The 22600-nt window shown below is 71.4% G+C and carries 24 protein-coding genes; 10 read left to right on the forward strand and 14 right to left on the reverse strand.

Features of this window, described 5'->3' with window-relative positions; all coding sequences use genetic code 11:
• Positions 1-37 precede the first annotated feature (37 nt).
• Positions 38-721 carry an ABC transporter ATP-binding protein gene (locus MOX02_RS03475; RefSeq protein ID WP_147024336.1) on the reverse strand — a complete coding sequence of 228 codons (684 nt, stop codon included), beginning with the start codon at positions 719-721 and terminating at the stop codon, positions 38-40.
• Between the two features lie 166 nt (positions 722-887).
• On the opposite strand from MOX02_RS03475, the gene MOX02_RS03480 reads away from it, so the two are divergent.
• Positions 888-1514, forward strand: a complete 627-nt coding sequence (locus MOX02_RS03480) for an arylesterase (RefSeq protein WP_147024367.1) — start codon at positions 888-890, stop codon at positions 1512-1514.
• Between the two features lie 8 nt (positions 1515-1522).
• Positions 1523-2062 (forward strand): RNA 2',3'-cyclic phosphodiesterase, encoded by a 540-nt coding sequence (gene thpR, locus MOX02_RS03485; RefSeq protein WP_147024337.1) that lies wholly within the window; start codon positions 1523-1525, stop codon positions 2060-2062.
• Between the two features lie 12 nt (positions 2063-2074).
• Here thpR and coaA read toward each other — a convergent pair whose 3' ends face one another.
• The 13 genes from coaA to MOX02_RS03550 form a co-directional block, all read right to left on the reverse strand.
• The gene (coaA, locus tag MOX02_RS03490) at positions 2075-3067 is read right to left on the reverse strand and encodes a type I pantothenate kinase (protein WP_147024368.1); all 993 of its coding nucleotides are present in this window, start codon (positions 3065-3067) and stop codon (positions 2075-2077) included.
• Between the two features lie 23 nt (positions 3068-3090).
• Complete coding sequence (locus tag MOX02_RS03495) at positions 3091-3414, reverse strand: phosphoribosyl-ATP diphosphatase (protein ID WP_147024338.1); 324 nt, start codon at positions 3412-3414, stop codon at positions 3091-3093.
• A 104-nt stretch (positions 3415-3518) separates the two neighbouring features.
• Positions 3519-4295 carry an imidazole glycerol phosphate synthase subunit HisF gene (gene hisF / locus MOX02_RS03500; protein WP_147024339.1) on the reverse strand — a complete coding sequence of 259 codons (777 nt, stop codon included), beginning with the start codon at positions 4293-4295 and terminating at the stop codon, positions 3519-3521.
• 10 nt (positions 4296-4305) lie between these two features.
• The gene (gene hisA / locus MOX02_RS03505; protein ID WP_147024340.1) at positions 4306-5055 is read right to left on the reverse strand and encodes a 1-(5-phosphoribosyl)-5-[(5-phosphoribosylamino)methylideneamino]imidazole-4-carboxamide isomerase; all 750 of its coding nucleotides are present in this window, start codon (positions 5053-5055) and stop codon (positions 4306-4308) included.
• A 44-nt stretch (positions 5056-5099) separates the two neighbouring features.
• On the reverse strand, positions 5100-5762 hold the full coding sequence (gene hisH, locus MOX02_RS03510; RefSeq protein ID WP_147024341.1) for an imidazole glycerol phosphate synthase subunit HisH: 663 nt from the start codon (positions 5760-5762) through the stop codon (positions 5100-5102).
• 31 nt (positions 5763-5793) lie between these two features.
• The gene (locus MOX02_RS03515) at positions 5794-6279 is read right to left on the reverse strand and encodes a DUF2628 domain-containing protein (protein WP_147024342.1); all 486 of its coding nucleotides are present in this window, start codon (positions 6277-6279) and stop codon (positions 5794-5796) included.
• Between the two features lie 38 nt (positions 6280-6317).
• A complete protein-coding gene (hisB, locus tag MOX02_RS03520; RefSeq protein WP_147024343.1) occupies positions 6318-6905 on the reverse strand; it encodes an imidazoleglycerol-phosphate dehydratase HisB in 588 nt (195 codons plus the stop codon).
• A 110-nt stretch (positions 6906-7015) separates the two neighbouring features.
• Complete coding sequence (locus MOX02_RS03525; RefSeq protein WP_147024344.1) at positions 7016-7891, reverse strand: S-methyl-5'-thioadenosine phosphorylase; 876 nt, start codon at positions 7889-7891, stop codon at positions 7016-7018.
• Between the two features lie 227 nt (positions 7892-8118).
• Positions 8119-9015 carry a cytochrome c1 gene (locus MOX02_RS03530; protein WP_147024345.1) on the reverse strand — a complete coding sequence of 299 codons (897 nt, stop codon included), beginning with the start codon at positions 9013-9015 and terminating at the stop codon, positions 8119-8121.
• Between the two features lie 22 nt (positions 9016-9037).
• Positions 9038-10324, reverse strand: a complete 1287-nt coding sequence (locus MOX02_RS03535) for a cytochrome b (protein ID WP_147024346.1) — start codon at positions 10322-10324, stop codon at positions 9038-9040.
• A gap of 23 nt (positions 10325-10347) precedes the next feature.
• A complete protein-coding gene (petA, locus tag MOX02_RS03540; protein ID WP_244948425.1) occupies positions 10348-10926 on the reverse strand; it encodes a ubiquinol-cytochrome c reductase iron-sulfur subunit in 579 nt (192 codons plus the stop codon).
• A 203-nt stretch (positions 10927-11129) separates the two neighbouring features.
• Entirely contained in the window at positions 11130-12569 is a 1440-nt protein-coding gene (locus MOX02_RS03545) for an MATE family efflux transporter (RefSeq protein WP_147024348.1), read from the reverse strand.
• 81 nt (positions 12570-12650) lie between these two features.
• Positions 12651-14540 (reverse strand): ABC transporter ATP-binding protein, encoded by a 1890-nt coding sequence (locus MOX02_RS03550; protein ID WP_147024349.1) that lies wholly within the window; start codon positions 14538-14540, stop codon positions 12651-12653.
• 103 nt (positions 14541-14643) lie between these two features.
• Between MOX02_RS03550 and MOX02_RS03555 the strand changes: the two genes are divergently transcribed.
• The 8 genes from MOX02_RS03555 to hslU all read left to right on the forward strand — a co-directional run bounded on the left by MOX02_RS03555 (position 14644) and on the right by hslU (position 22577).
• On the forward strand, positions 14644-15126 hold the full coding sequence (locus MOX02_RS03555; RefSeq protein ID WP_147024350.1) for a tRNA (cytidine(34)-2'-O)-methyltransferase: 483 nt from the start codon (positions 14644-14646) through the stop codon (positions 15124-15126).
• 48 nt (positions 15127-15174) lie between these two features.
• Positions 15175-16098, forward strand: coding sequence for an oxygen-dependent coproporphyrinogen oxidase (hemF, locus tag MOX02_RS03560; RefSeq protein WP_147024369.1), 924 nt, complete (start codon positions 15175-15177; stop codon positions 16096-16098).
• The gene (locus MOX02_RS03565; RefSeq protein WP_147024351.1) at positions 16095-17213 is read left to right on the forward strand and encodes an ATP-dependent DNA helicase; all 1119 of its coding nucleotides are present in this window, start codon (positions 16095-16097) and stop codon (positions 17211-17213) included. The genes hemF and MOX02_RS03565 overlap by 4 nt, the downstream gene beginning before the upstream one ends.
• A gap of 61 nt (positions 17214-17274) precedes the next feature.
• Complete coding sequence (locus tag MOX02_RS03570) at positions 17275-17670, forward strand: GFA family protein (protein WP_147024352.1); 396 nt, start codon at positions 17275-17277, stop codon at positions 17668-17670.
• A 134-nt stretch (positions 17671-17804) separates the two neighbouring features.
• Entirely contained in the window at positions 17805-18341 is a 537-nt protein-coding gene (gene hslV / locus MOX02_RS03575) for an ATP-dependent protease subunit HslV (protein ID WP_147024370.1), read from the forward strand.
• A 77-nt stretch (positions 18342-18418) separates the two neighbouring features.
• Positions 18419-20089 carry a methyl-accepting chemotaxis protein gene (locus MOX02_RS03580; RefSeq protein ID WP_147024353.1) on the forward strand — a complete coding sequence of 557 codons (1671 nt, stop codon included), beginning with the start codon at positions 18419-18421 and terminating at the stop codon, positions 20087-20089.
• Between the two features lie 59 nt (positions 20090-20148).
• A complete protein-coding gene (locus MOX02_RS03585) occupies positions 20149-21267 on the forward strand; it encodes a hypothetical protein (protein WP_238179673.1) in 1119 nt (372 codons plus the stop codon).
• On the forward strand, positions 21264-22577 hold the full coding sequence (gene hslU / locus MOX02_RS03590; protein WP_147024354.1) for an ATP-dependent protease ATPase subunit HslU: 1314 nt from the start codon (positions 21264-21266) through the stop codon (positions 22575-22577). The genes MOX02_RS03585 and hslU overlap by 4 nt, the downstream gene beginning before the upstream one ends.
• Positions 22578-22600: the final 23 nt, after the last annotated feature.

Genomic DNA, 22600 nt, shown 5'->3' on the forward strand with positions numbered 1-22600 from the left:
CCCGGGCGGGCGCGCGGCGCGGATGTCGGGGGCCGTCTCACGCCGGCACGGGCTCCTCGACGCGGCCCGAGCGCAGGCGCACGGTGCGGTCGCAGAGACGGGCGAGGCCGGGATCGTGGGTGACGAGGACCAGCGTCGCACCGCGGTCGCGCTTGAGCGCGAAGAGCAGGTCGATGATCTGGCGCCCGGTCGCCTCGTCGAGGTTTCCGGTGGGCTCGTCGGCCACGAGGATCGCCGGGTCGGGCGCGACGGCGCGGGCGATGGCGACGCGCTGCTGCTCGCCGCCGGAGAGCTGGGCCGGGTAGTGGTGCAGCCGGTGGCCGAGGCCGACCGCCTCCAGCTCCGCCCGCGCCCGCTCGTGGGCGTCGGCTTTGTCGGCGAGCTCCAGCGGCAGCGCCACGTTCTCCAGCGCCGTCATGGTCGGCACGAGGTGGAAGGCCTGGAACACGATGCCGATGCGCCGGCCGCGGAAGCGGGCGAGCGCGTCCTCGTCGAGGCGGCCGAGATCCGTCCCCTCGATCGAGACGGCGCCCGAATCCGGCCGCTCCAGCCCTGCCATGACCATCAGCAGCGTCGACTTGCCGGAGCCCGAGGGCCCGACGAGGCCGACCGCCTCGCCGCGCGCGACGTCGAGGGAGATGCCGCGCAGCACGTGCACGCGGGCGGCCCCGCGGCCGAGGCTCAGATCGACCTGCGAGAGGGTGATGGCCTTGCCGGACATCAGCGGGAGTCCGATCTGTGCGCGGAAGCGATCATTGGACCAGGGTCGGGGTTCGGAACGGATGAATCGGTGCGCTTTGGCACGTCCTGCGGCGACGCGGCAACGCCGGGACGATATGGGCCGCCGCGGGCGCGCGCGCCAAGTCGGGCACCGCGTCGCGGCCCTGATGGCGCTCTTTGCCGCACTCGCGGCGCTGACCCTGCCCGCCGCGGCGGAGGGTCCGCGGCCCCTGAACCTCGTCGCCTTCGGTGACAGCCTGACTGCCGGCTACCGCCTGCCGGCCGATGCCGCCTTCCCGGCCTCCCTGGAACGGGCGCTGCGGGCGAAGGGTCACGCGGTCACGGTCGCCAATGCCGGGGTGTCGGGCGACACCACCACCGCCGGGCTCGACCGGCTCGACTGGTCGGTGCCCGACGGAACGGACGGGGTGATCCTCGAACTCGGCGGCAACGACATGCTGCGCGGCACCGACCCCGCCGTGACCCGCAAGGCCCTCGACGCGATCCTGGGGCGCCTCAAGGAGCGGAACATCCCGGTCCTGCTCGCCGGCATGCGGGCCTCGGCCAATCTCGGCCCGGACTACGTCGCGCGCTTCGACGCGATCTTCCCCGACCTCGCCCGCCGGCACGAGGTCGCGCTCTACCCGTTCTTCCTGCAGGGAGTTGCGGGCGAGCGGGGCCTCAACCTCGACGACGGGATGCACCCGAACGCCAAGGGGGTCGAGGCGATCGTCGCCGGCATCCTGCCGTCCGTCGAGTCGTTCCTCGGGCGGCTGAGAACCACCTCGCACTGAGGCGCGCCATGCCGCGACTGTTCACGGGGATCGAGATCCCGCCCGGGATCGCGGAGGCGCTGGCCCCCTTCCGCGGCGGCCTGCCCGGCGCGCGCTGGATCGAGAGCGCCGACTATCACATCACCCTGCGCTTCCTCGGTGATGTCGAGCGATCACTGGCGGAGGATCTCTGCGAGGGTCTGGCGGAGGCGCGACCGCGCGCGCCGATCCCGATCACGCTCGAGGGGCTCTCGAGCTTCGGCGGCGACAAGCCGCGCGCCCTCTACGCCGCGGTGAGCCCGGTGCCCGACCTCGTGGACCTCCAGGCCGAGCAGGAGCGCATCGCCCGCCGGGCCGGCGCCGAGCCGGAGCGGCGCAAGTTCACGCCGCACGTGACGCTCGCCCGGCTGCGCCGCGAGGCGAGTCCGGAGGCGGTCGCGATGTACCTGTCGCAGGCCCCGATCTTCGAGCCGCTGCGCTTCGAGGCGACCCGGGTCGCGCTGTTCTCGGCGCGGGAATCGACGGGCGGCGGCCCGTACGTGACGGAGGCGGTGTTTCCCTTCGCCTGACCTGGGCGCTTGTCAGAGGCGGCGGAGCGCCACGCTCTCGATGCGGTGGCTCGCGCCCTTGGCGAGAATCAGGCTCGCGCGCTGGCGGGTCGGCAGGATGTTCTCGCGCAGGTTCGGCAGGTTGATCGACGTCCAGAGATGGTCGGCGATGCGCAGCGCCTCGTCCTCCGGCACCTCGGCGTACTTGGCGAAGTAGGAGCGCGGATCGCGGAAGGCGGTCTGGCGCAGCTTCATGAAGCGGGTGACGTACCAGCGGTGCAGGTCGTCCTCGTGCCCGTCGAGGTAGATCGAGAAGTCGAAGAAGTCGGAGACGAAGGGGATGGCGGTGCCGTCCCGCGGCAGGCGGGCCGGCTGCAGCACGTTGAGGCCCTCGACGATCAGGATGTCGGGGCTCTCCACCACCCGCTCCTCGCCGGGCACCCGGTCGTAGACGAGGTGGGAGTAGAGCGGCGCCGTCACGCGCTTGTGGCCCGCCTTCACGTCGTGCAGGAACTGCAGGAGCGCGGCCGTGTCGTAGCTCTCGGGAAATCCCTTCCGGTCCATGGCTCCGTGGCTGGCGAGCTCGGCGTTCGGCAGCAGGAACCCGTCCGTGGTGACGAGATCGACCTTCGGGGTGTTCGGCCAGCGGGCCAGCAGCGCCGCCAGGATGCGCGCCGTCGTCGATTTGCCCACCGCCACCGAGCCGGCGAGGCCGATGATGTAGGGGACCTTGGTCTCGCGCTCGGCCATCAGGAAGCGCTGCGTCGCCTTGAACAGCCCCTGCGTCGCCGCGACGTAGAGCGAGAGCAGGCGCGACAGCGGCAGGTAGATCGCGACGACCTCCTCCACCGAGATCGGATCGTTGATCGATTGCAGCCGCTCGATGTCCTCGGCCTTCAGGGTCAGCGGCGTGTCGGCGCGCAGCTGCGCCCACTCCTCGCGCTTGAACAGGCGGTAGGGCGACAGGCTCTGCGGCCCCTGCCCCGTCACGGGATCCTGGCCGGGGCCGGGATCGGGCTCCGGCAGGGGCGTCGTCCCGAAGGCGGCGTTCACGTGTGGCGCCTCGCGGCCTTCTCGGCGAGGCCGCTCTGCGCGGTTCGCCGCGCCAGTTCCTGCATCACCTCGTCGATCCCGACGCCGCCCGCGCGCAGCAGCACCACGAGGTGGTAGAGCACGTCGGCCGCTTCCGAGACGAGGCCCGCCCGGTCGCCCTGGACCGCGGCGATGGCCGCTTCCACGGCTTCCTCGCCGAGCTTCTTGGCCGGCTTGGCGGGGCCGCCGCTGAGAAGCTTCGCCGTGTAGGACTGGTCGACCGGCGCCTGGGCACGGTCGGCCACGAGGGCGGCGAGGTCGTCGAGCGTGAAGTCGGTCATGGTGTCATCGGCGCCGGGCTTGCGTCTCTCGCTGATGTCTTGAGCCGCGAAACTGCGTCAAGGCCGTACTCACGGCAAGCGCGGTCGCTGACACTCCGCCGTGTTTACACACCGAGGCGCATCGCGAGCCCGGCGGCGGCCATGTGGGCCTTGGCCTGCGCGACGCTCGCCTCGCCGAAATGGAAGATCGAGGCCGCGAGCACAGCGCTGGCGCCGCCGTCGAGCACGCCGGCCACCAGATCGTCGAGCCCGCCGACCCCGCCCGAGGCGATGACGGGGACGCTCACCGCGTCCGAGATCGCCCGGGTGAGGCCGAGATCGTAGCCGGAGCGGGTGCCGTCCTTGTCCATCGAGGTCACCAGCAGCTCGCCCGCCCCCTTCGCCGTGACGGTCCGGGCGAAGTCCACGGCGTCGATGCCCGTCGGGGTGCGGCCGCCGTGAGTGAAGATCTGCCAGGCTGCCGGCTCGCCGGGCGCCGAGGTGCGCTTGGCGTCGATCGCCACGACGATGCACTGGCTGCCGAACTTCTCGGCCGCGCGGGCCACGAAGTCCGGGTCCTTCACGGCGGCCGTGTTGATCGAGACCTTGTCGGCGCCCGCCAGAAGCAGAGTGCGGATGTCCTCCACGGTGCGCACGCCGCCGCCCACGGTGAGCGGCATGAAGCAGGCCTCGGCCGTGCGGCTGACCACGTCGAGCAGCGTGCCGCGGGCCTCGTGGCTCGCCGTGATGTCGAGGAAGCAGAGCTCGTCGGCGCCCGCCGCGTCGTAGGCCTTGGCGGACTCGACCGGGTCGCCGGCGTCGCGCAGCTCCAGGAACTGCACGCCCTTCACGACGCGCCCGTCCTTCACGTCGAGGCAGGGAATGATGCGGGTCTTGAGCACGGGATCCGTCCTATCCGTTCGATGGGGCCCGCCCCGCCTCCCGGATCGCGGCGAGCGCCGCACTCGGGTCGATGCGGCCGTCGTAGAGGGCGCGGCCGGTGATCGCGCCGGCGAGCAGCGCGCAGTCCGGCTGCAGCAGGCGGTGCACGTCCTCGATCGAGGCGAGGCCGCCCGAGGCGATGACGGGGATCGTCACGGCCTGCGCCAGCGCCAGCGTCATCTCGATGTTGAGACCCTTGAGGATGCCGTCGCGGGCGATGTCCGTGTAGATGATCGCCGCGACGCCCGCGTCCTCGAAGCGGCGGCCGAGCTCCTCGGCGGTCATGCTGGAGGTCTGCGCCCAGCCCTCCACGGCGACCCGCCCGTCCTTGGCGTCGATGCCGACCGCGATCCGGCCGGGATGGCGGCGCGCCGCCTCGCGCACGAAGGCCGGGTCGCGCACCGCCGCGGTGCCGATGATGACCCGGCTGACGCCCTTGGCCAGCCACGCTTCCAGGGTCTTCATGTCCCGGATGCCGCCGCCGAGCTGAACCGGCAGTTCGACCCGGGTCAGGATGGCGTCGACCGCCGCCGCGTTCATCGGGGCGCCCGCGAAGGCGCCGTCGAGATCGACCACGTGCAGCCAGGAGAAGCCCTGCGCCTCGAAGGCGGCGGCCTGCGCGGCCGGGTCGTCGTTGAACACGACCGCCTGGGCCATGTCGCCCTGAACGAGGCGCACGCAGCGCCCTTCCTTGAGATCGATGGCCGGAAACAGGATCACGGTCTGGGAACTCGTCTGGTGTCGAGGATCGGAAGAGCGGCGGCTCAGGGCCGCCAGCGCAGGAAGTTCGCGAGGAGCGCGAGGCCGAGGCGCTGGCTCTTCTCCGGGTGAAACTGGGTGCCCGCGAGGTTGTCGCGCCCGACGATCGCCGTGACCGGGCCGCCGTACTCGGTGTGGGCGACCACCTCCTCCGTGCGGTCCGCCTTCAGGGCGTAGCTGTGCACGAAGTAGGCGTGCAGGCCGCCCTCGCCCGTCGGGATGCCGTCGAGCAGCGCGTGCGGGCGGTCCGGGTGGAGCGTGTTCCAGCCCATATGCGGCACCTTCAGCGCCGGGTCGGCCGGGCGGATCGGGCCGACGTCGCCGGGGATCCAGTCGAGCCCGGCGGTGGTCTCGTATTCCAGGCCGCGCGTCGCCATGAGCTGCATGCCCACGCAGATGCCGAGGAAGGGCCGGCCGCGCCCGTGCACGGCCCGGGTCATCGCCTCGACCATGCCGGGCACCGCGTCGAGGCCGCGGCGGCAATCGGCGTAGGCGCCGACGCCCGGCAGCACGACGCGCTCTGCGGCCGCCACGACCTCGGGGTCGCTCGTCAGCGCGATCCGGGTACGGTCGAGCCCGGCCTCCCGGGCGGCCCGCTCGAAGGCCTTGGCCGCCGAGTGCAGGTTGCCCGAGCCGTAATCGATGATCGCGACGGTCTCCTCGCTCACGCCTGACGCGTCCTCATGCTGGCGCGGCCGCTCACCGGCGGCCTTCCTGGAAGGGGAACAGGCCGATCACCGGTTCGGCCGCCCGGCTCGGACCCGCCGGGAAGGCGGGTGCGACCGGCCGGGGCAGCGCCGCGGAATCGAGCCAGCGGGACATCAGCCGGCTCTCGGCCTCGGCGACGGAGCCCGCCACGACCGCATCCCGCACCGGGCGCCCGCGGCGCGCCAGAGTCCAGCGGCGCAGGCTCGACGCTTCGAGGCCGATCAGGACCGACACGAGCAGGGTGATGAGCGTGCCCGTGAAGGGCGAGAGGCCGAGGGAGCGGCCGAGGACAGCCACGGCCACGAGCCCGACGAGCACGCCGAGTCCCGCGAGCCAGAGCCGGTGGAAGAAGAACCACAGGGCCGTGAAGGCGAAGGCGCCCCACGAGAACCCGTCCGGCACGATCTGCGCCCGGTCGAGCCCCTGCGCCTCGCCGGGTCTCGCGTCCCGCGGCAGATGCAGCGTGTAGCTTCGCATGTCCGATCCTCCTGCGCCCGGCGCCTTCCGCCGGCGCCTCAGAGGGAGCCCTTGGTGGATGGCACCCGGCCCTCCTCGCGGGGGTCGACGGCGACGGCGCCGCGCAGCGCCCGCGCCAGCCCTTTGAAGCAGCTCTCGGCCACATGGTGCGCATTGTCGCCGTAGAGGGTCTCGACGTGAAGGGTCAGGCCCGCGTTGCCGGAAAACGCCTGGAACCACTCGCGCACCAGTTCGGTGTCGAACTGACCGATCTTCTCGACCCGGAACTGCGTCCGGAAGACGAGGAAGGGCCGGCCCGAGACGTCCACGGCGACCCGCGTCAGGGCCTCGTCCATCGGCAGGTGGATGTCGGCGTAGCGGGCGATGCCGCGCTTGTCCCCGAGGGCCTTGGCGAAGGCCTGGCCGAGGGCGATGCCCGCATCCTCGGTGGTGTGGTGCTGGTCGACGTGGAGGTCGCCCTCGACCTTCACGGTCACATCGAACAGCGCGTGCCGGGCGAACAGCTCCAGCATGTGGTCGAGGAAGCCGACGCCGGTGGCGATGTCGGCCTTGCCGGTTCCGTCGAGATCGATCGAGACATTGACGTCGGTCTCCGCCGTCCGGCGGCTGATGCTGGCAGCGCGCATCGTACTTTCAGGGTTCGGGCGCCGGCGAGAGGGCCGGCCTCGCGCCTTCTACGCATCAAACGGCCGCCTGTCACACGCCGGCCATGGGAAAAGCGGCCCGGCGCCGCGGGTCAGGCGCGCAGGACGCGGCCCGCCACGGCGTCGAGCTTGGCGACGAGGCCGGGGTCCCGGTGCTCGCGGCCCGTCATGATGGCGCCGTCGAGCGCTCTGTGCGAGCCCACGGGACACTCCTCGCGCTCGGCCGGGAAGTCGCGGGCGAGCCGCGCCACGAGCCTGGCCGCCTTGTCCGCGTTCGCGCGGGCCACCGCGATGACCGAGGCGACGTCGACGGCGTCGTGGCCCGGGTGCCAGCAGTCGAAATCCGTCACCATCGCGATGGTGGCGTAGGTGATCTCCGCCTCGCGAGCGAGCTTGGCCTCCGGCATGTTGGTCATGCCGATCACGTCGAACCCCTGCGCCTTGTAGAATTTCGACTCCGCGAGAGAGGAGAATTGCGGCCCCTCCATGCAGACGTAGGTGCCGCCGCGATGGACCAGGATCTCCTCGGCCTCGGCCGCCGCCAGGATGCGCCTCTGCAGGCCCGGGCCCACGGGATGGGCGAGGGAGACGTGGGCGACGCAGCCGTTGCCGAAGAAGGACGAGGCGCGCCCGTGCGTGCGGTCGACGAACTGGTCGACGAGGACGAACAGGCCCGGGTGCAATTCGTTGCGGAAGGAGCCGCAGGCCGAGAGCGAGACGAGATCGGTGACGCCCGCCCGCTTCAGCGCGTCGATGTTCGCCCGGTAATCGATGCCCGACGGCGAGAGCCGGTGCCCGCGCCCGTGCCGGGCGAGAAACACCACGCGGGTCTCGCCGATCCGCCCGATCCGCAGGGCGTCCGAGGGCTCGCCCCAGGGGGAGCCGATCCGCTCCTCGCGCACGTCCTCCAGTCCCGGCAGGTCGTAGACGCCGGAACCGCCGACCACCCCGAGCACCGCTGCCGTCATGCCGTCGATCCGTTCGTGTTGGAGGCCGTTCGAGGCGGGTGCACGCGGCGCCCGGCCTTGCGTCGCGCCGGACGAGGCCCGTGGTACCGCTCCCTCTCCCGGACGGGAGAGGCGACGCGCGCCGGGGACCCTGCACGGGAGCGCCCCGCGCCGCAAGGGCGCCCGCCCGAAACGCAGACGGGCCCCGCGTGGCGGGGCCCGTCCGGAGAGGCTCGCGTGCGCCGGCCTCAGTAGGTCTTGTGCAGTTCCGGCTGGAGGCCGTGAACCTCGCCGCCGACATCCGCCCAGACCTTCTTCTTCACGTAGTAGAGCAGGCCCGAGAGCACGATCAGGAACAGGATCACCCGGAAGCCGAGCGCCTTGCGGGCCATCATGTGCGGCTCGGCCGCCCAGGCCATGAAGGCCGCGACGTCCTTCGAGTACTGGTCGACCGTCTCCGGCACGACCGGCTCGCCCTGGTCGTTCTTCGGGTAGGTCACCTGACCGTCGCTGATCGGGTTCGGCATCGCGATCAGGTGGCCCGGATAGTACTCGTTGTAGTAGGTGCCGGCCGGCACCTCTTTGCCCTCGGGCGGGTCCTTGTAGCCCGTGAGCAGCGCGTGGATGTAGTCCACGCCCTGCTCGCTGTAGCCGACGAAGGGCAGCGCGTCGAAGACGAACTTGGGGAAGCCGCGCTCGAAGGTGCGGGCCTTGGCGAGCACGGAGAAGTCCGGCGGCGCCTTGCCGCCGTTGGCCGCGGCGGCGGCCTGATCGTTCGGGAAGGGCGGCGGGAAGGTGTCCGCCGGCCGGCCCGGACGCTCGAACATCTCGCCCGAGTCGTTCGGCCCGTCCTTGACCTGGTAGGTCGCGGCGAGCGCCTTGACCTGCGCCGGGCTGTAGCCGGGGCCGCCCTCCTGCGAGAGGTTGCGGAAGGCCACGAGCTTCATGCTGTGGCAGGCGGAGCAGACCTCCTTGTAGACCTGGAAGCCGCGCTGGAGCTGGGCCTGATCGAACCGGCCGAACACCCCGGCGAAGCTCCAGGACTGGAGCGGGGGCTGTGGCGCCTCGGCGCCGAGCGCCGGCAGGGCGGAGGCGCCGAGGAATGCCGCGAACAGGGAGGCGGCGAGGACGCGTGTCGTCTTCATGTCTCTCACAGGTCCCCTGTCCTCAACCCTTGGTCGTCGGCGATGCGGCGGCACCCGCCGGCATCCCCGAGCCGCTCACCTGCTTGCCCGGCCCCGTCACGCTCTCCAGGATCGAGCCCGGCAGCGCCCGCGGGGTCTCGAACAGGCCGACCAGCGGCATGACGAGGAGGAAGTGGGCGAAGTAGTAGACGGTGCAGATGCGCGCCGCGAGGACGTAGCCGCCCTCCGGGGGCTTCGCGCCGAGCCAGCCCAGCACGATGCAGACGATCACGAACAGCCAGAAGAACTGGCGGTAGATCGGCCGGTAGTTGGTCGAGCGGACGCGGGAGGTGTCGAGCCAGGGCGCGAAGGCCAGGATCAGCACCGCGCCGAACATCAGGACGACGCCGCCGAGCTTGTCCGGCACCGCGCGCAGGATCGCGTAGAACGGCAGGAAGTACCATTCGGGCACGATGTGGGCCGGGGTCACGGCGGGGTTGGCCGGGACGTAGTTGTCGGCGTGGCCGAGGTAGTTCGGCTGGTAGAAGATGAACCACGCGAACAGGATCATGAACACCACCGTGGCGAACACGTCCTTGATCGTCGCGTAGGGGGTGAAGGGCACCGCGTCCTTGCCGGACTTGATCGGGATGCCGGTCGGGTTGTTCTGGCCCGTGACGTGCAGCGCCCAGACGTGGAGCACGACGACGCCGGCGATCATCCAGGGCAGCAGGTAGTGCAGCGAGAAGAAGCGGTTGATGGTCGGGTTGCCGACCGAGTAGCCGCCCCAGAGCAGGCTCTGGATCGTGTCGCCGACCACTGGGATCGCGGCCAGGATGTTGGTGATGACGGTGGCGCCCCAGAAGCTCATCTGGCCCCACGGCAGGGTGTAGCCGAGGAAGGCCGTGGCCATCATCAGGAGGTAGATGACGACGCCGAGGATGTAGAGCACCTCGCGCGGGGCCTTGTAGGAGCCGTAGTAGAGGCCGCGGAAGATGTGGATGTAGACCGCCACGAAAAACATCGAGGCGCCGTTGGCGTGCGCGTAGCGCAGCAGCCAGCCGTAGTTCACGTCGCGCATGATGTGCTCGACGGAGTTGAACGCCTCGGTCGCGGTGGCGGTGTAGTGCATCGCCAGCCAAACGCCGGTGACGATCTGGATGCCGAGCATCGCGATCAGGATCGCGCCGAAGGTCCAGAAGTAGTTCAGGTTCCGCGGCACCGGGAAGGCGATGAACGAGGAGTGGATCAGGCCCGCGATCGGCAGGCGCGCCTCGAACCACTTCGCGAAGCGGCTCTTCGGGACGTAGGTGGTGGCGTGTGCGCTCATAATGCTACCCGCATCTCCTCAGATCAGGCCGCGGCCTTGCCGCCGCTCTCCTCGCCGATCCGGATCTTGGTGTCGGACTGGAAGGCGTAGGGCGGGACGGGCAGGTTGGTCGGGGCGGGGCCGCGGCGCACGCGGCCGGAGGCGTCGAAGAGCGAGCCGTGGCACGGGCAGGCCCAGCCGTCGTAGGGGCCGGAATGGCCCGCCGGCACGCAGCCGAGATGGGTGCAGTTGCCGTACACCACGAGCCACTTCTCGTGGCCCTCCTTGGTGCGGGCAGCGTCCGATTGCGGGTCGATCAGCTCGGACATCGGAACCGCGCGCAGCTCCTGGATCTCCTTCTCGGACCTGTTGCGGACGAAGATCAGCTTGCCGCGCCAGAACACGTTGATGATCTGGCCTTCCTGGATCGGGGCGAGGTCGACCTCGATCGGCGCGCCGGCCGCGACGGTGGCGGCGTCAGGGGCCATCGATGAGACGAAGGGCCAGGCCACGGCGCCGACGCCGACGGCGAGGCCCGCTCCGGTGGCGAGGAAGAGGAAGTCGCGTCGCGTCCCATCGGCCCCATGCGGGGCGGCAACGCCTGTGGCCACGGTGTCTGCCAAGGTCGGAAACTCCAAGCATGCAAACGGCAGGTGTCCGGCCACGGATGCGGCGACCGGAACCTCAGAGGCTCTCGTAGGAATGCCAGCCCGCGGGGACCGAAACATTATCGTTCTAAAGTGTGCAATGCGACCGCGCGTCGCCCGAAGTCAAGGCGACCTGGGCGGCAGCGGTGCACAAACGGGAGGATTGTCGCCCCGATGCCCTAACGCCGCACGGCGGGCTCCGGGCCCCGTGCGGCGGAGCCGGCCGCAGTGAGCCGAAACCAGCGGGCGACGAGAAGGCAGGCCACCACGAGGAGCCCGGCGCAGAAGCCGAGCCAGATGCCGCGGCCTTCGAGCCCGGCGCCCCAGGCGAGCCCGGCGCCGACCGGCACGCCGATGCCCCAGTAGCCGAGGATCGCGATCAGCATGGGCACCCGCGTGTCCTGCAGCCCGCGCAGCATGCCGAGCGTCGCCGACTGCACGCCGTCCGACACCGCGAACAGGGCCGCGAGGGTGAGGAAGGCAGTGGCGTGAGGCAGGACGCCGGCATTGGCGGGCGCGGAGAGATCGAGGAACAGGCCCGTGAGCGTCTCAGGCAGGCTCACCTGCGTCAGCGCGCAGAGGCTCATGAAGCCGAAGGCGAGGCCGAGCGCCACGAGGCCCGCGCGCCGGATGCCGGCCCCGTCGCGCGCCCCGTAGGCGAGGCCGACGCGCACCGTCGCGGCCTGCGCGATGCCGTTCGGCACCATGAAGCAGGTGGCCGCCACCTGGATCACGACCGCGTGCGCGGCGAGCTGCGCCGTCCCGAACAGGCCCATGCCGAGGACGGCGGCCTCGAACAGGCCGGCCTCCGCGAGGCCGGTGGCCGCCATCGGCCCGCCGAGGCCCGCGAGTGCCCTGAGCCGGGCCGGATCGAAGCGCCAGAGCCGGTGCAGCAGGCGCTGGCGCCGGAAGTCGCGGTCGACGAGCACCACCGCGCAGAGGGCGGCGAGGCTCAGGAAGGCGGAGAGCACCGTCGCCAGCGCCACGCCGACGGGACCGAGCCCGAGACCGCCCTCGAACGACAGCCAGAGGGCGAGAGCGGCGTCGACGGGCAGCGCCGCCAGGCTGATCGCCAGGGGCCAGCCCGGCCGCTGCAGGGCGGTGAGGGCCGAGCGCAGCACGAGCGACAGCAGGGCCGGCCACATCGCCCATTGCAGGGTCCGCATGTAGGCGCCGGCCGCCTCCGAGAGGTCCGCCGGCTCGCCCAGCGCGCGCAGCAGGGCTTCGGTGTGCCAGAGGAGGAGCATCAGCGGCCCCGTCGCGAGCGTGACAGCCCAGAAGCCCGCCCGCACGATGCGGCGCGCCGTGTCCGGGTCGCGGACCGCGCCGCCCCGCTCGCGGCCCCGCGCCTCGGCGATCAGAGGCGAGACCGCCATGGTGAGCCCGATCCCGCAGATGAACAGCACGAAGTAGAGGCTCGTCGCGAGCGCGCCCGCCGCGACGGGGCCCGCGCCGAGGCGCCCGAGGATGACCACGCCGATCGTCACGAGCCCGTGCTGGGCGAGGTTCGTGAGGACGAGGGGCGCGGCGAGGGCGAGCGTCGCGCGGAGCTCCGCGCCGACGGAGCGACGGGTCTCCCGCTCCCGCGCGACGGGCGCCGCGAGGCCGAGTGCCGACATGGTTTCGGGTCCTGAGATGCTGAGGCGGTCGGCGCTCCGGCCGGCCCGGTGATTCGTGGTCTTCGCGTTCCGGGCGGCTTCCTAGCGGCGCACCGCGTCAGGAATTCGACGCTCCCCGCCCTCCTCCGGCCCTTTACGGTCGGCGAGGAAGCCGCCGGATTGCCGCTCCCAGAGCCGGGCATAGAGGCCGCCGCGGCGGATCAATTCCGCGTGCGTCCCCTCCTCCACGATGCGGCCCTCGTCGATCACGATGAGCCGGTCGAGGGCGGCGATGGTGGAGAGGCGGTGCGCGATGGCGAGCACGGTCTTGCCCTGCATCAGCGTGTCCAGGGAATCCTGGATCGCCGCCTCGACCTGGCTGTCGAGGGCCGAGGTCGCCTCGTCGAGGATCAGGATCGGGGCGTCCTTCAGGATCACGCGGGCGATGGCGATGCGCTGGCGCTGTCCGCCCGAGAGCTTCACGCCCCGCTCGCCCACCTGCGCCTCGTAGCCGCGCCGGCCCTTGTGATCGACGAGGTCGCGGATGAAGCCGTCGGCATGGGCGAGCCGGGCCGCCCGCTCGATCTCGGCCTCGCCCGCCTCCGGCCGGCCGTAGGCGATGTTGTCGCGGATCGAGCGATGCAGGAGCGAGGTGTCCTGCGTCACCACCGCGATGGCCGAGCGCAGGGAATCCTGGCTGACGCCCGCGATGTCCTGGCCGTCCACGAGGACGCGGCCGCCCTCGAGGTCGTGCAGGCGCAGGAGCAGCGAGGTTATGGTGGTCTTGCCCGCGCCGCTGACGCCCACGAGGCCGACCTTCTCGCCCGCCCGGATCGTGAGGTTGAGATTCTCGATGACGTTGGCGTCGCCGCGCCCGTAGTGGAAGTCGACGCCCTCGAAGCGGATCTCGCCGCCGGTCACCGCAAGGATGCCGGCATCGGGCGCGTCCACCACGGCGTGCGGGCGCGAGACCGTCTGCATGCTCTCCTGGATGACGCCGACATTCTCGAAGATGCCGCGCACCGTCTGCATCACCCAGCCCGACATGGCGATGAGGCGAAGCACCAGGGCGAGGCCGGCCGCCGCCTCCCCGGTCGTCATGCCCTGCCGCTGCCAGAGCAGGAAGCAGACGGTGCCGGTGGCGAGGATGAGGAGGCTGTTGAGGATGCCGAGCAGCCCCGTCGTCGCCGTGACGAGGCGGAACTGGTGCAGGTAGGCCTGCGTGTGCACGTCGACCGCCTCGCGCACGGCGGCGCGCTCCTCCTGCGTGCGGGCGAAGAGCTTGACGGTGAGGATGTTGGTGTAGCTGTCGACCACCCGCCCGACGAGGGTCGAGCGCGTGTCGGCGGTGGCGTGCGAGCGCTTGCGGGCACGCGGCACGAACCACGCCGTGAGGGCGGCGTAGGCCGCGACCCAGGCCACCACGGGCAGCGCCAGCCAGGGCGAGATCGAGCCGAACAGGCCGACCGCCGTGACCGCGTAGATCGCCACGTAAAGCAGCGTGTCGATGAAGACGACGGCGAGCTCGCGCACGGCCGGGCCCACCTGAACGACCCGGTTGGCGAGGCGGCCGGCGAAATCCGCCTGGAAGTAGGAGAGCGAGTGGCCGAGCGTGTACAGGTGGGTGCGCCAGCGGATCTGGTTCGTCGCCTGCGGCACCACGAGCTGGTTCGAGATCGCCTCGTGCAGCCAGATCGAGATCGGGCGCACCACCAGCACGAGCACGACGGCCGCCGCGATCCCGAGGCTGTGATCCTGCAGCACGCTTGCCCGATCGGCCGTGCTCATCAGGTCGATGAACCAGCGCATCAGCAGGTAGAGCGACGCCTCGATCGAGCCGGCGACGAGGGAGATCGCGAGGAGGACGAGGAGCGCCCCCCGGATCGGTCGCAGGTAGAAGCCCGCGAAGCCGAGGACGGTCTTCGGGGGCATGCGTCCCTCGTCGAAGGGCGCGAACGGGTCGATGCGGCGCTCGAGCCAGTCGAGGAACATGGGAGGTTGAACCGGTTTCCGGGTGAGCCCCGGATGTATGCGCTCTTGACGCTCTGCCAACCGGGCGGCGATGCCGCACGGGTCAACGTGAAACCCCGCCCCGATGCTCCGCCTCGCCCTCTATCAGCCCGACATCCCCCAGAACACCGGCACCATGCTGCGCCTCGCCGCCTGCCTCGGCGTCCCGGTCGAGATCATCGAGCCGGCGGGCTTCGACGTCTCGGACCGGCACCTGCGACGCTCCGGCCTCGACTATCTCGACCACGTGGCGCTCTCGCGCCACCGTTCCTGGGCCGCCTTCGAGGCCTGGCGGCGGCAGGCCGGCCACCGGCTCGTGCTCGCCACGACGGCGGGCGCCCTGCCCTACACCGACTTCGCCTTCGCTCCCGGCGACTGCCTGCTGATGGGCCGCGAATCGGCGGGCGTGCCGGAGGCGGTCCACGCCGCGGCGGACGCCCGCATCGTCGTGCCGATCCGGCCGGGTCTGCGCTCGCTCAACGTCGCGGTCTGCGCCGCCATGATCCTCGGCGAGGCGATCCGGCAGGTGGGCTTCCGCGAAAGCGCGGACCGCGCTCTGCCGAATTGACGCGTCGTCGTCCGGATGGGAAAGCCTGATGCCATGACGGACCGTGCGATGCCGAGCCCCAGCCCGACCCCCCTGCCCTCCGAGGACGACCTCACGGCCCTGAAGAGCGAGGCCGGCGCCTGGTTCGCCACCCTGCGCGACCGGATCGTCTCGGCGCTGGAGGCGATCGAGGACGAGGCCGCCGGCCCGTTCCACGCGGACGCGCCGGCCGAGCCCGGCCGCTTCGCGAAGACGCCCTGGCAGCGGACCGACCACACCGGCGCGCCGGGCGGCGGCGGCGTCATGGCGATGATCAAGGGCCGGGTCTTCGAGAAGGCGGGCGTGCACATCTCCACGGTGCACGGCGAGTTCGCCCCGGAGTTCCGGGCACAGATGCCGGGCGCCGCCGAGGATCCGCGCTTCTTCGCCACCGGCATCTCGCTGATCGCGCATCCCTGGAACCCGCACGTGCCGACGGTGCACATGAACACCCGCTTCGTGGTGACCACCAAGGCGTGGTTCGGCGGCGGGGCGGACCTCACGCCGGTGCTCGACCGGCGGCGCAACCAGGAGGATCCGGACGCGAGGGCCTTCCACGCGGCGCTGCGCGCGGCCTGCGAGGCGCACGCCCCGGCTGCGGACTACGCCCGCTACAAGGCGTGGTGCGACGAGTACTTCCACCTCAAGCACCGGGACGAGCCCCGCGGCATCGGCGGCATCTTCTACGACTATCATTGGACGGGCGAGCCGCAGGCGGACCTCGCCTACACGCGCGACGTGGGTCAGGCCTTCCTCAAGGTCTATCCCGAGATCGTGCGGGCGAACCTCGCCACGCCCTGGACGGAGGCCGACCGGCTCGAGCAGCAGGTGCGGCGCGGGCGCTACGTGGAGTTCAACCTGCTCTACGACCGCGGCACCATCTTCGGCCTGAAGACCGGCGGCAACGTCACCTCCATCCTGTCCTCGCTGCCGCCCACCGTCCGCTGGCCGTGACCGAGGCGCTGCCGACGCGCTTCGCGCCGCAGCAGGACGCGGCGCTGCGGGCCATCGACGCGTGGCGCAAGGGCGGCGGCGCGCAGGTGTTCCGCCTGTTCGGCTACGCCGGCACCGGCAAGACGACGCTCGCCCGGCGCATCGCCGACGATGTCGACGGCACGGTGGTGTTCGGCGCCTTCACCGGCAAGGCGGCCTCCGTGATGCGCCAGAAGGGCTGCCATGACGCGCAGACCATCCACAGCCTGATCTACCGCACCAAGGAGACCGAGGAGGGCGGACCCGCCTTCACCCTCAACCGCTCGGGGCCGGCGGCGAAGGCCGAGCTCATCGTCATCGACGAGTGCTCGATGGTCGATGCCGATCTCGGCAACGATCTCCTCTCCTTCGACAAGCCGGTCCTCGTGCTCGGCGACCCGGCCCAGCTTCCTCCCGTGCGCGGCGGCGGCTTCTTCACCGAGGCCGAGCCCGACGTGATGCTGACGGACGTGCACCGGCAGGCGGCCGACGACCCGATCGTGCGCATGGCGATGACGGTGCGCGAGGGTGGCCGCCTCGAGCGCGGCACCTATGGCCAGAGCCGCGTGATCTCGCGCCGGGAGATCGAGCCGATGATGGTGCTCGAATCCGATCAGGTCCTCGTCGGCATGAACCGGACGCGCCGCCTCTACAACACCCGCATCCGCGAGCTCGGCGGGCAGACCGACCCGATGCCGGCCGTGGGCGAGAAGCTCGTCTGCCTGAGGAACGACCGCACCAAGGGCCTCCTCAACGGCTCGACCTGGACGGTGCACGCGCTGCGCGCCCCGCCGCGGCCCGACACGATCCGCCTCGACGTGGTGCCGGAGGACGACCCGGCCCTGCGCCGCCGCCCCACGGACATCAAGGTGCTGCGGGCGGTGATGGAGGGCTCGGAGGAGGAGATTCCCGCCTTCCTGCGGCGCGAGACCGACGAGTTCACCTACGGCTACGCCCTCACCGTCCACAAGGCGCAGGGGTCGCAGTGGGACAAGGTCGTGCTCTTCGACGAGTCGTTCGCCTTCCGCGAGCACCGGGCGCGCTGGCTCTACACCGGCCTGACCCGGGCCGCGCAGGCGATCACCGTGGTGGTCTGAGGCGGGTTGCCGGCCTTCGGCCGGTTATGCCACACCGGGGCGCCGGAACGGAGGAACGAGGATGGCTCTGACGGGAGGATGCCGCTGCGGCGCGATCCGCTACGCGGCCGAGGGCGAGCCCGCCCACAATTCCCTCTGCCACTGCGCCGATTGCCGCCGCTCGGCGGGAGCGCCGGTGGTCGGCTGGGCGTTGTTCCCGCAGGAGCGCTTCACGATCACCGGCACGCCGGCGACCTACGTATCCTCGCCCGGCACGCTGCGGCAGTTCTGCGCCACCTGCGGCACGGGCCTATTCTACCGCAACGAGTCCATCTTCCCCGGCCAGATCGACGTCCAGACCGCGACCCTCGACGACCCGGACGCCCTGCCCCCTCAGGCCCGCATCCAGACCGCGGACGCGCCCGCCTGGTTCGCAGGGTTCGACGCGCTGCCGCGCTTCGAGCGCTTCCCGGGCTAGGCCGGCTCGGCTCCGGAGCGGGTTCGCGGCTCCGGTGCCTTGGAGCGCCGCGCCGGAGCGCCTACCTGAGTGCGGTATCGAACCCCAGACCGGAGCGTCCCGTGCCCCAACCCGAATCCGGCGGCCTGCCGCAGATGCACGCCACCACCATCCTGATGGTGCGCAAGAACGGGCGCGTCGTCATCGGCGGCGACGGGCAGGTGAGCCTCGGGCAGACCATCGTGAAGGGAAACGCCCGCAAGGTCCGGCGCCTCGCCAAGGGCGCGGTGATCGGCGGCTTCGCGGGTGCGACCGCCGACGCCTTCACCCTGTTCGAGCGGCTGGAGGCGAAGCTTGAGCAATACCCGGGACAACTGACGCGTGCGTGCGTCGAGCTGACCAAGGATTGGCGGACCGATCGTTACCTGCGGCGCCTCGAAGCGATGATGCTCGTGGCCGACAAAGATGTCGGGCTCCTCCTGTCGGGCAGCGGCGACGTGCTCGAGCCCGAGGGCGGCGTGATGGCGATCGGCTCGGGCGGCAACTTCGCGCTCGCCGCGGCCCGTGCTCTTGAGGACAGCGCGCACGATGCCGAGGACATCGTGCGCCGGGCACTCGGAATCGCTGCCGAGATCTGCGTCTACACGAACGGCAACCTCGTCATCGAGACGCTGGAGGCCGGCTCCGCCTGATTTTGCGGCACGTTAACCGTGCCTTGAGCAGTTTCCTGCAGTGTCTGGCCGGCGGAAACTCGCCCCCAGGTTGTAAAATGCAGATCAAGACAAAGATCCTCGGGTTCGTCGGAGCCTGCACGCTCGTCACGCTCACCGGCGCGGCCGTGAGCATCAGCACCCTGCACACGTTCAACGATGCGATCACGGACGTGAAGCGCGCCTCGACGCACGCGCTGAACGGGGCGAACCTCAACCGCCTCGTCACCGAGGTGGTCGTGGAATCCCGCGGCATCTACGCCTCCGTCGACACGACCGAGGCGAAGAAGTACGCCGAGGGCCTCGTGAAGAGCCTCGCGGCGATGAACGCCCTGCTCAAGGAGTGGGCCCCCCTGGTCTCCGCCGCCGACCGCCCGGTCTTCGAGCAGATGCTGAAGGATGCCGCTGCCTTCACCACGCTTCGCGGCGAGCTCGCCAAGCGCGGCGTCGAGGTCTCGCCGAAGGCCGCGGCCGAACTCGGCTTCAACGACGAGAACCGGGCGAACCGCAAGGCCTTCCAGGCCGGCGTCGACTCCCTGGTGCAGCGCAGCCGCGCCCAGGTCGAGGCGATCGACAGGGCGACCGACGATCTCTACGCCGAGCGCCTGAAGTTGCTCCTCCTGATCGCGCTCGGCGGGGCCCTGGCCTGCGCCGCGCTCGGCGGCTTCGTCGGCTATCGTCAGATCTCGCGGCCCCTCGGCGCCGTCTCGGCGGCGATCCGCAGGCTCTCGGAGGGCGACCACAACCTGCCGGCGATACGCCCGACCCGCGACGAGATCGGCGCGATCTGGCGCAGCATGCAGGTCTTCGCCGCCTCGATGCAGGAAGCGGCCGACCTGCGCCGCAACCAGGATCTCGCGAGCGTCGAGGCCGGCACGCGCAAGCGCGCGGAGATGAACGGTCTCGCCGATCGCTTCCAGGGCAGCGTCGGCGGCCTCGTGCGCAACCTCGCGGGCGCCGCCTCCGAACTGGAGCAGACCGCCCGCACCATGGCGGCCAACGCCGAGCAGACGAACCGCCAGTCGAGCGCCGTGATGGCGGCGGCCAACGAGACCTCGATGAACGTCCAGGCTGTCGCCACCGCGACGGAGGAACTCGCCGCCACCGCCAACGAGATCGGCATGCAGGTCACCCAGACCTCGCAGGCCGCGGCCGGCGCCGTCGAGAGCGCGCGCCGCACCAACGAGCGGGTGCAGATGCTCGCCCGCAGCGCCTCCAGCATCGGCGAGGTCGTGGCGCTGATCTCGAACATCGCCGGGCAGACGAACCTGCTCGCGCTCAACGCGACGATCGAGGCGGCGCGCGCCGGCGAGGCGGGGCGCGGCTTCGCCGTGGTGGCGAGCGAGGTGAAGGAGTTGGCCTCCCAGACGGCCCGCGCCACCGACGAGATCACGGCGCAGATCGCGACCATCCAGGACGCCACCCGCGACACGGTGGGCGCCATCGGCGAGATCAGCGACACGATCGGCACTGTGCACCAGATCGCCCTCGGCGTGGCCGCGGCGGTCGAGGAGCAGCAGGTCGCGACCCAGGAGATCGCCCGCAGCGTCAACGACGCCGCCCGCGGCACCCAGGCCGTCACCGAGACGATGGCGCAGGTCCAGCGCGCGGCGCTCCAGGCCGGCAGCGGCGCCACGCAGGTGCTGGCCGCCGCGGGCGACCTCAACCGCCAGTCGGAGACGCTCGGCCGCGAGGTCGACGGCTTCGTCAGCGGCGTGCGCGCGGCCTGAGCCCGCGAAAAGCGCGGCCGCGCCTTTCGGGGGCGGCCGCGGACGCCTAAATCCCCGCCATGACGGCCGTCAGTGCCCGCGTGAACGCGGGCCGGCCGGCAGGGGCGTGGCCGGTGGACGACAGGGACTTCCTTCAGCGCGCGGTGGCCCGCGGCATCGTGAGCGAGGCGCAGGCCACCGCGCTCGCCGCACTGCGCCGCGAGGAGGCGCCGCCGATCTCCACCGATCTCACGGACGACGACGAGCGCGTCCGCTTCGTCACCGGCTTCGCCGACATCTTCGTCACGATCGGCCTCATCCTCGTCCTCGGCACGACCGGCGTGCTCGCGTCCAGCGCTCTGGGCACCCCGGCCGCGGCCGCCCTCGTCGCGGCGCTGTCCTGGGGGCTCGCGGAGGTGTTCTCCCGCCGGCGCCGGATGGCGCTGCCGAGCATCGTCCTCCTGGCAAGCTTCGTCTGCGCGGCCTTCGCGGCGGTGGGCAGCGCGATCTCCGCCGACCTGCGCTTCTGGTCCATCGTCGAGGGCCGCGCGGCCCCCTCCGAGGCGGGCATCCTCGCCCAGATCGCCGCCGCGGCGGTCTCGGGCGTTCTCGCGGCCCTGCACTACCGGCGCTTCCGCGTGCCCATCACCGTCGCGGCGGGCGTCGCGGTGCTCGTCGTGGGCGCTTTCGGCCTGCTCGACGCTCTGCTGCCGGCCGAGATGCCTTTTCTCCGCTCCGGCCTCGCCGCCGGTCTCGGCCTCGCCGTGTTCGCGCTCGCCATGCGCTTCGACCTCTCGGATCCGGAGCGGGTGACGCGGCGCACTGACCTCGCCTTCTGGTTGCATCTTCTGGCGGCGCCGCTCATCGTCCACCCCGTGCTGGGGTTTATCCAGGCGGACGGATCGGGGCCTGCCACCGCCTCCCTGGTGCTTGCGATCGTGCTCGGCCTCGCCGTGGTCGCCCTTGCGACGGACCGCCGCGCGATCCTCGTCTCAGGCCTGATCTATGCCGGTGTCGCGCTCGGGACCCTGATCAGCGAGGCGGGGTTCGAGAACTGGGCCATCGCCTACAGCCTGCTCGTGCTGGGGCTGTTCGTGCTGGGCCTGAGCATCGCCTGGAAGGACTTGCGGCGCCTCGTGCTGAACCGCCTTCCCCCCTCGTTCGCGGCCCGCCTGCCGCATCCGATAGGAGCCCGATGACCACCTTCTCACCCCGCGAGATCGTCTCCGAACTCGATCGCTTCATCGTCGGTCAGCACGATGCCAAGCGCGCCGTCGCGATCGCCCTGCGCAACCGCTGGCGCCGCCAGCAGCTCAAGGGTCCGCTGCGCGAGGAAGTGGCGCCGAAGAACATCCTGATGATCGGCCCCACCGGCTGCGGCAAGACTGAGATCGCCCGGCGCCTCGCCCGGCTCGCGGGCGCGCCCTTCCTGAAGGTCGAGGCGACGAAATTCACCGAGGTCGGCTATGTCGGCCGCGACGTCGAGCAGATCGTGCGCGACCTCGTGGAGGTCGGAATCGGCCTGCGTCGCGAGGAGAAGCGCCGCGAGGTCAAGGCGAAGGCCGAGGCCGCCGCCGAGAACCGCATCCTCGACGCGCTCGTCGGCCCCACCGCGAGCCAGGCCACCCGCGACAGCTTCCGCAAGAAGCTCCGGAACAGCGAGCTCGACGACAAGGAGGTCGAGCTGGAACTCGCCTCCGGTGCGCCGGCCGGCCTGCCGATGTTCGAGATCCCCGGCGTGCCCGGCGCCTCGATGGGCGCGATCAACATCGGCGACATGCTGGGCAAGGCGCTCGGCGGCGGGAAGGGCAAACCGCGCCGCATCACCGTGCGCGACGCCTACGCGCCGCTGCTGGCGGAGGAATCCGACAAGCTCGTCGACAACGACGCCCTGATCCAGGAGGCGGTCCGCGAGGTCGAGGACAACGGCATCGTCTTCCTCGACGAGATCGACAAGATCTGCGCCCGCGAGGGCCGCGCGGGCGCCGACGTCTCCCGCGAGGGCGTGCAGCGCGACCTGCTTCCGCTCATCGAGGGCACGACGGTTGCGACCAAGCACGGGCCGGTGAAGACCGACCACGTCCTCTTCATCGCCTCGGGCGCCTTCCATGTCTCGAAGCCCGCCGACCTCCTGCCCGAACTCCAGGGCCGGCTTCCGATCCGCGTCGAGCTCAACCCTCTCACCGTCGACGATTTTCGGCAGATCCTCACCTCCACGGAAGCGAGCCTGCTGAAGCAGACGGTCGCGCTGATGGAGACCGAGGGCGTCGATCTGGTCTTCACGGAGGACGCGGTCGACGCGCTGGCCCGCGTCGCCGTCGAGGTGAACGGCTCGGTCGAGAATATCGGTGCCCGCCGCCTGCAGACGGTTCTGGAGCGGGTGATCGACGACATCTCCTTCACGGCGACCGACCGGTCGGGCGAGACGGTCACGATCGACGCGACCTACGTCCGCGACCGGGTCGAGAGCCTGGCGGCGAACGCGGACCTGAGCCGCTTCATCCTGTAGCGCCCGGCGCCCCGCCGGGGGCG

Source organism: Methylobacterium oxalidis, from assembly GCF_007992195.1.
In the GTDB taxonomy this organism is placed as follows: Bacteria; Pseudomonadota; Alphaproteobacteria; order Rhizobiales; family Beijerinckiaceae; genus Methylobacterium; species Methylobacterium oxalidis.